Here is a 6,651-nt window from a genome sequence, read left to right on the forward strand (position 1 = left end):
GGCCGCCACCCGCGGCCCGGACGCGAGCCGCGGCTAGCCTGGCGGCCGGCGCGCGCGCATGCGCGCCTCGTGCAGCTTGGCGTACTTCAGGAACGCGTAGAACGCATGCACGCGCGCGGCGATGAATCCCGCCCAGCCGGCGCGCCAATGGCCGCGCAGCAGGTAGTAGCGCAGGAACGCGACGCTCGGGTAGGCCACCATGCGCCAGCCCAGGCGGGCGTGGCGCCGACGCGCGTCTTCGGCGGCCTGCAGCGAGGAGTAGCGGTTGGCCTTGTCCACGCGGCCGGCGATGTCCGGCTCGCCGTAATGATCGAGCACGACCTCCAGCACGCCGACCGGTCCATCCACGCGCACGGCCTCGTGCACGCTGTGCCCGCTCATGCGCGCACGCTCGCGATCGAACAGCCGCACGTAATGGTTGAGCCGCGCGCGCGGCGACTGCCAGCGCCAGAATACCCACTCGCGCCGCCAGAGCTGATAGCCCGCACAGGCGGGCGCGGCCAGCGTGCGCCGCACGGTTTCCGCCGCGCAAGGCGGCAGGGCCTCGTCCGAATCCAGCAGCAGCACCCATCGGTGCAGGGCCAGGTCGATCGCCGCCTGCTTCTGCGCGCTGTAGCCGGCAAACGGCTGCATCTGCACGCGCGCGCCGTGGCGCTGCGCGATGGCCACGGTGGCGTCGGACGAGCCCGAATCGAGCACCAGGATGTCGTCGGCCCAGGCCACCGAGGCCAGGCAGGCCTCCAGCGTGCCAGCGCTGTTGTAGGTGGTGACGACGGCCGACAGCGGCTCAGCCACGCGCCTGCCCTGCCGGCACCTGGCCGTCGGCGTAAAGGGCCGCGCACCACAGCCCCAGCAGCCAGGCAAACAGCAATCCCCACCAGGCCGAGTAGAAGGCCAGATGGGTGTTGAGCGGGAACAGCATGACGCCCAGGGCCACGCTCACCGGAAAGGCGCGCGCACGCGCCGCCGCACCGACCCGGCGCCACGCGCGCGCCGCCAGTGCGACGCCGGCCAGCCATAGCAGCAGGCCGGCCGCGCCGGTCTCGGTCAGCACTTCCAGCACCAGCTGGTGCGCATGGCAGGCGCCCTCGCCCACGCCGCAGGCCTCGGCGACCAGGAAATGGTCGTTGGCCGGCGCATAGTCCGGGTAGGCGTAACGGAAATCGCGCACGCCCACGCCGTTCCACGGATGGTCGGCGATCATCCGCACGCTTGCGCGCCAGATCGCTGGCCGGCCGGTCAGCGCCTCGTCCAGGCCCTGCTCGTTGCCCGCCAGCACGGCCAGCGTCCGCTCCATCCGCTCGTGGAAGCGCACCGACGTGCGCCATGCCAGCGCGCCGGCGAGCGCTACCAGCAGCACGCCCAGCCCGCACCACCATGCGAAGCGCCGCGCCGCGCCCGCCTCGCGCCAGGCAAAGGCGAGCGCGGCCAGGCCGTAGCACAGCCAGCCCGCGCGCGAACCGGCCAGCAGCACCGGCCCCAGCAGCACCAGCAAGGCGAACGCCAGACCCACGCGGCCCCAGCGTTCGCGCGCCGCCCACAGCGCGAAAGGCGCGAGCACGGCAAGGGTGGGCCCGAGCTTGAGGTTGTCCGCGCCGAAGATGCCGGAGATGCGCTGCGCCTCGGCGTGGCCGCCCAGGCTCCAGCCGGTGAGCGCCTGCAGCCAGGCATCGACGACCCATACCGCCAGCACTGCGGCCACGCCGAAATAAAGCGCGCGCAACCGGCCTTCCTGGCGGACCACCAGGCAGGCATACAGGCCCAGCGGCAGGTAGCGCAGCAGGCCGGCCGTCGTGCTCCAGCTCTTGCCGGGCACCACGGCGTCGATCGCCGACAGCAGCGCCGCGCCGATGTAGCAGGCCAGCAAGCCCAGCAGCAGCCGCACCCCGGCCTGCCCGCGCCATGCCCGCGGGTGGCGCACGAGCAGCAGCACCGCGCCGACCAGGCACAGCGCCGTACCCAGTTCCGAACTGCGCCCGAACGGCAACAGCGCGATCACCAGCCAGAACGGCAGCAGCGGCGAGCGCAGGGTATGGACGAGGGCGCGGGCGAGTGGCATCGCCGCATTGTAGGGGAGCGGCCGCGGCGCTTTGCGGACTTTCTGCCGGAACAGTAGAGCCGGTCAGTCCGCCACTTCGCCGTACAGGGCAAGCACCGCCTGCTGCATGTCCGACAGGCGGTAGCTCTGCAGCATGGGAATCGGCGGCGCCACGCGCAGCAGCTCGGCCGCGCGCTCGACCAGCTTCTCGCGGTCGCCCAGCGGCACGCGGCCGGCCGGGTACAGCTCGGCCAGCAACTCGCCGACGCCGCCGTGGGCGTAGCCGAGCACCGGGCGGCACAGCGACAGCGCCTCGACCACGGTGCGGCCGAACGACTCGGGCTTGGTCGACAGCTGCAGGACCAGCGCGGACATCGCGTAGATGTCGCGTATGTCGTTGCGCGGCGGGGTCAGCACCACCTGCGCCTCGATGCCGCGCTCACGGATCAGCCGCCGCAGCTCCTCCACGTAGGCCTCGCGGCCGGGCTCGATCACGCCCAGCAGCAGCAGCCGCACTTCGATGCCGCGGCGCTTGAGCTCGGCGGCCAGTTCGATCGCCTCGTGGTGGCCCTTCAGCCGCGTGCCGCGGGCGGGCAGGGTCAGCAGCGGCGCGCCGGCCAGCTGGGGGAATTCGGCGAAGAAGGCCCTCTGCCAGGCATCGTCGGGGCGATGGCCGTAGGGGAACGCCTCCGGATCGATGCCGCGCGGGATCACCCGCACCCGCGCCGGGTCCAGCCACGGGTAATGGCTGAGCACGTAGTCGCGCATGGTCTGCGACACCGCGATCACCCGCTCGCCGCGCAACAGGATCGAGCTGTAGACGCCCGGGGAGTTCAACCCGTGCACGGTGGTGACGAAGTGCGGCCGCGGCGCCAGGCCACGCAGCGCCCACCAGGCCAGCCATGCGGGCAGGCGCGAGCGGGCGTGCACGATGTCCGGCGCAAGCTCGCGCAGGCGCCGCCGCAGCGCACCGATGCGCAGCAGGGTCCGCGGCGACTTGGCGCCGACGTCCAGGGTGACGTGTTCGCTGCCCTCGGCCTCCAGCTGGCCGACCAGGCGGCCGCCGGCGGAGACCACCACCGAGCGGTGCCCGGCAGCCACCAGGGCTCGCGCCACCTCCAGCACCGAACGCTCCGCCCCGCCCGAATGCAGCGCCGGGATCAGCTGGACGACGACCAGACGCCGGGTGGGGGTGACGACGGCAGACATGAGGGGGTGTTGAGTGGCCTTCATCCAAAAGGACAAGCAGCGATCATGCCGATCCGCCGGCAAACCGGCCGCCGCCGGAAGGCCGGCTCAGTCGCGCAGGACGTAATGCGCGCCGCAGTAGGGACAGACGGACTCGCCGCCGTCCTCGACGATCGGCAGGTAGACCTTCGGATGGGAGTTCCACAGCGACATGGCCGGCGTCGGGCAGGACAGCGGCAGGTCCTTGCGCGTCACTTCGTAACGATTTTCGGCATTCGCCGGGATCGGCGCGGCCTCGGGCAGGGGGCGCGGCATGGCAGGCTCCAGGAAAGACTTCGAAACCGTGCATGGTAGCAGGGCGCGCCGCCGGCAACGCCCGCCGGGACGCCTGCAGAACCCACTGGACTTCGCGGCCCAGTTGGCCTCAACTGTGCGCCGGCGGCGCCCGCGGGGGACGGGGTGGCGCCAGGGGGACGACCGTGGAGGGCGGCGGCCAGGCTGAGCGCCGCGATCCCGCCCAGGGCGTCCGTCGCGGGACCATCCTGTGCCAAGGGGACAACCATGGATTTCGGAAAGACCATCGCGCGCGCCAAAGCCATCCTCGCCTCACCCAGGACCGAGTGGCCGGTCGCCGCCGCCGAACCGGCCAGCATCGGCGGCCTGTACACCAGCTACATCATCTGGATCGCCGCGCTGCCGGCGATCGCCGGCTTCATCAAGGGCAGCCTGATCGGCACCGGTTTCCTCGGCGTGGTGGTGCGCACGCCGGTCGGCGCCGGCATCGGCGGCATGGTGCTGCAGTACCTGCTCTCGCTGGCGGTGGCCTATGTCATGGCGCTGATCATCAATGCGCTGGCCGGCACCTTCAACGGCCAGAAGGACATGGTGCAGGCGCTGAAGACCGTCGCCTATTCGTGGACCGCCGCGTGGATCGCCGGCATCGCGGTGATCATTCCATGGATCGGCTGGCTGATCGCCCTGGCCGGCGGCATCTACTCGATCTACCTGCTTTACGTGGGCCTGCCCTTCACCATGAAGTGTCCGCCCGAGAAGGCCGGCGGCTATACGGCGCTGTCCGTGGTCATCGCCATCGTGCTGAGCTGGATCGTCGGCCTGATCGTCGCCGGCGTGATCGGTACCGCCGCCTACACCGGCGCCGCCATGAGCGGCGTTCACCTGGGCAGCGCCAGCGGCGACAACGTCACGGTCGATCCCAACAGCGCGCTGGGCAAGCTTGCCGCCATGGGCCAACGCGCCGAACAGGCCAGCAAGGAACTGGACGCCGCGCAGAAGTCCGGCGACAGCGCCGCGCAGCAGGCGGCGATGGGCAAGATGATGGGTGCGGCGATGGGCAACGACGGCACCGTGCAGGCGCTCTCCACCGACCAGGTCAAGGCCTTCCTGCCCGATACCCTGCTCGGCCTCAAGCGCACCGGCAGCTCGGCCCAGCGCACCAACGCGATGGGCATGCAGGTCACCGAGGCGCATGCCGAGTACGGCGACGGCAACGGCCGCAACCTCACCCTGGAAGTCACCGACATGGGCACCGCCAAGGGCCTGATGGCGATGGCCGGCGCGATGGCGCCGGAAGAGGAAAAAAGCACCGACCACGGCTACGAGAAGACCTACACCGCCGATGGCCGGCTCACCCACGAATCGTGGGACGACCAGTCCAAGAACGGCGAGTACAGCGTGGTGGTGGGCCAGCGCTTCACCGTCAAGGCCAACGGCAACGCCAGCAGCATCGACGACCTGAAGCAGGCTGTGGCGAGCGTCGACATCGCCAAGCTCGAGGCCATGAAGAACGAGGGCGTGGCGCAGCACTGACGCGCCACTTCCCGCGCCACACAAAAAAGCCCGCGCCAGTGACGCGGGCTTTTTCTTTTCGGCCGGCCGCTGGGCTACTTGGCGACCGAGCCCTCGGTGGTGATGTGCAGGCTGATCTCGTCGCTCACGTTGGGCACGTAACCCGACACGCCGAAGTCCGAGCGCTTGAGCGTGCCGGTGGCGTCGAAGCCGATCGAGGGCTTGCCGCTCATCGGGTGCTTGCCGATCCGGTTGAGCGTGGCGTCGAGCACCACCGGGTGGGTCACGCCATGCACGGTGAGGTCGCCGGTGACGCGGAACCGGTCCTTGCCGACCGGCTCGACCTTGGTGCTCCTGTAGGTCACCTGTGGGTACTTGGCCGAGTCGAAGAAATCGGGCTTGGCCAGGTGCTCGTTCAGCGCCGGCACGTGCGTGTCCAGCCCCGACATCGGCAGCGTCACTTCCACTTTCGCCTGCTCCGGGTGCTGCGGGTCGAAGGTCAGCGTACCCTGCCCCAGGCCGAGTTCCGCGGTGGGATGGGAGAAGCCGAAGTGGCCCCAGCTGAACAGCACCATCGTGTGGTGCGGGTCGAGCGTGTAGGTGGCCGGCGCCGCCTGGGCGATGGTGGCGGCGGCGAGCAGGCCGGCGAAGGCGAGAACTTTGAGTGTGCGCATGGAAAAACTCCTGGGGGGCTGCTGTCAGACGATGCGGCAGGCTTCATCGAACGCGAAGCGCTCTTCGCGCGGCCGCAGCACGGCGGGATTGCCGTAGCCGATGTTGACGAGAAAGTTGGAGCGCACCTGCGTGCCTGCAAAGAACGCCTCGTCGACCATCGCGTTGCGGAAGCCGGACATCGGACCGCAGTCCAGCCCCAGCGCGCGCGCCGCCATGATCAGGTAGGCGCCCTGCAGGCTGGAGTTGCGGAAGGCGGTGGCTTCAATCGCCTCGGGCTTGCCGGCGAACCAGCCGATCGCGTCGGGCGATTCCTTGTAGAGGCGCGGCAGGTGCTCGTAGAAGGCGTGATCGGCCGCGACGATCACCGTCACCGGCGCGGCCATGGTCTGGGCGAGGTTGCCGCGGTCCAGCGCCGGCTCCAGCTTGGCCTTGGCCTCGCGCGAACGCACGAACACGAAGCGGGCCGGGGAGGCGTTGGCGCTGGTCGGCGCGAGCTTGGCCAGGTCGTAGATCGCGTGCAGCTGCGCATCGCTGACCGGCACGTCCCTCCAGGCCTCGGCCGAGCGGCGGTAGGTCCGCGCGGTACGGAACAGCTGGTCGAGGGCGGCCTCGGAAAGCACTTCGCTCATGGGTATCCTTTGGCGTGATGGCGCGCCATCCGGCGCGGTCGATCCGCATGTGTAAGCCCAAGGCGGCGGGTGGTCGGGCGTCGAAAGGGGAACCGAGCGTGCAAAATCCGTCAACAATCGCCTGGGCTGCGACTTCGTGAGCACGCCGCGCGACGAGTGCTGGGCGATCACCGACCATGCCGCCGGCAACCAGCGCCAGGCCCTGGCCCTGGCCGAGCGGCTGGGCATGCCGGTGCGCCCGCTGGTGCTCGACGCGCGCGCGCCGTGGTCGTGGTTCGCGCCGCGGCTGATCCTGGGCGGGCGGCTGGCCCTGCC

The 6,651-nt window shown here is 70.7% G+C and carries 7 protein-coding genes and 1 pseudogene; 2 read left to right on the forward strand and 6 right to left on the reverse strand.

The window, feature by feature from the left end; translation table 11 throughout:
* Nucleotides 1-33: 33 nt before the first annotated feature.
* From HOQ08_RS11360 to HOQ08_RS11375, 4 genes are all read right to left on the reverse strand, one after another.
* Nucleotides 34-795: a glycosyltransferase family 2 protein gene (locus tag HOQ08_RS11360; protein WP_291194703.1), complete on the reverse strand. Its 762-nt coding sequence runs from the start codon at nt 793-795 to the stop codon at nt 34-36.
* Complete coding sequence (locus HOQ08_RS11365) at nt 788-2,059, reverse strand: O-antigen ligase family protein (RefSeq protein ID WP_291194706.1); 1,272 nt, start codon at nt 2,057-2,059, stop codon at nt 788-790. Before HOQ08_RS11365 ends, HOQ08_RS11360 begins: the two co-directional genes overlap by 8 nt.
* A 63-nt stretch (nt 2,060-2,122) precedes the next feature.
* A complete protein-coding gene (locus tag HOQ08_RS11370; RefSeq protein WP_291194709.1) occupies nt 2,123-3,247 on the reverse strand; it encodes a glycosyltransferase in 1,125 nt (374 codons plus the stop codon).
* An 87-nt stretch (nt 3,248-3,334) separates the two neighbouring features.
* A complete protein-coding gene (locus HOQ08_RS11375; RefSeq protein WP_291194712.1) occupies nt 3,335-3,541 on the reverse strand; it encodes a zinc-finger domain-containing protein in 207 nt (68 codons plus the stop codon).
* Nucleotides 3,542-3,787: 246 nt separating this feature from the next.
* On the opposite strand from HOQ08_RS11375, the gene HOQ08_RS11380 reads away from it, so the two are divergent.
* Complete coding sequence (locus HOQ08_RS11380; protein ID WP_291194715.1) at nt 3,788-5,053, forward strand: Yip1 family protein; 1,266 nt, start codon at nt 3,788-3,790, stop codon at nt 5,051-5,053.
* A gap of 74 nt (nt 5,054-5,127) precedes the next feature.
* On the opposite strand, the gene HOQ08_RS11385 is transcribed toward HOQ08_RS11380, so the two are convergent.
* Nucleotides 5,128-5,706 carry a YceI family protein gene (locus tag HOQ08_RS11385; protein WP_291194720.1) on the reverse strand — a complete coding sequence of 193 codons (579 nt, stop codon included), beginning with the start codon at nt 5,704-5,706 and terminating at the stop codon, nt 5,128-5,130.
* 24 nt (nt 5,707-5,730) lie between these two features.
* Nucleotides 5,731-6,336: a malonic semialdehyde reductase gene (locus tag HOQ08_RS11390; RefSeq protein WP_291194723.1), complete on the reverse strand. Its 606-nt coding sequence runs from the start codon at nt 6,334-6,336 to the stop codon at nt 5,731-5,733.
* A gap of 136 nt (nt 6,337-6,472) precedes the next feature.
* On the opposite strand from HOQ08_RS11390, the pseudogene HOQ08_RS11395 reads away from it, so the two are divergent.
* Nucleotides 6,473-6,651: pseudogene (locus HOQ08_RS11395) on the forward strand (nucleoside-diphosphate sugar epimerase); the annotation flags it as partial.

The organism is Frateuria sp., assembly GCF_013362045.1.
GTDB lineage: Bacteria > Pseudomonadota > Gammaproteobacteria > Xanthomonadales > Rhodanobacteraceae > Frateuria_A.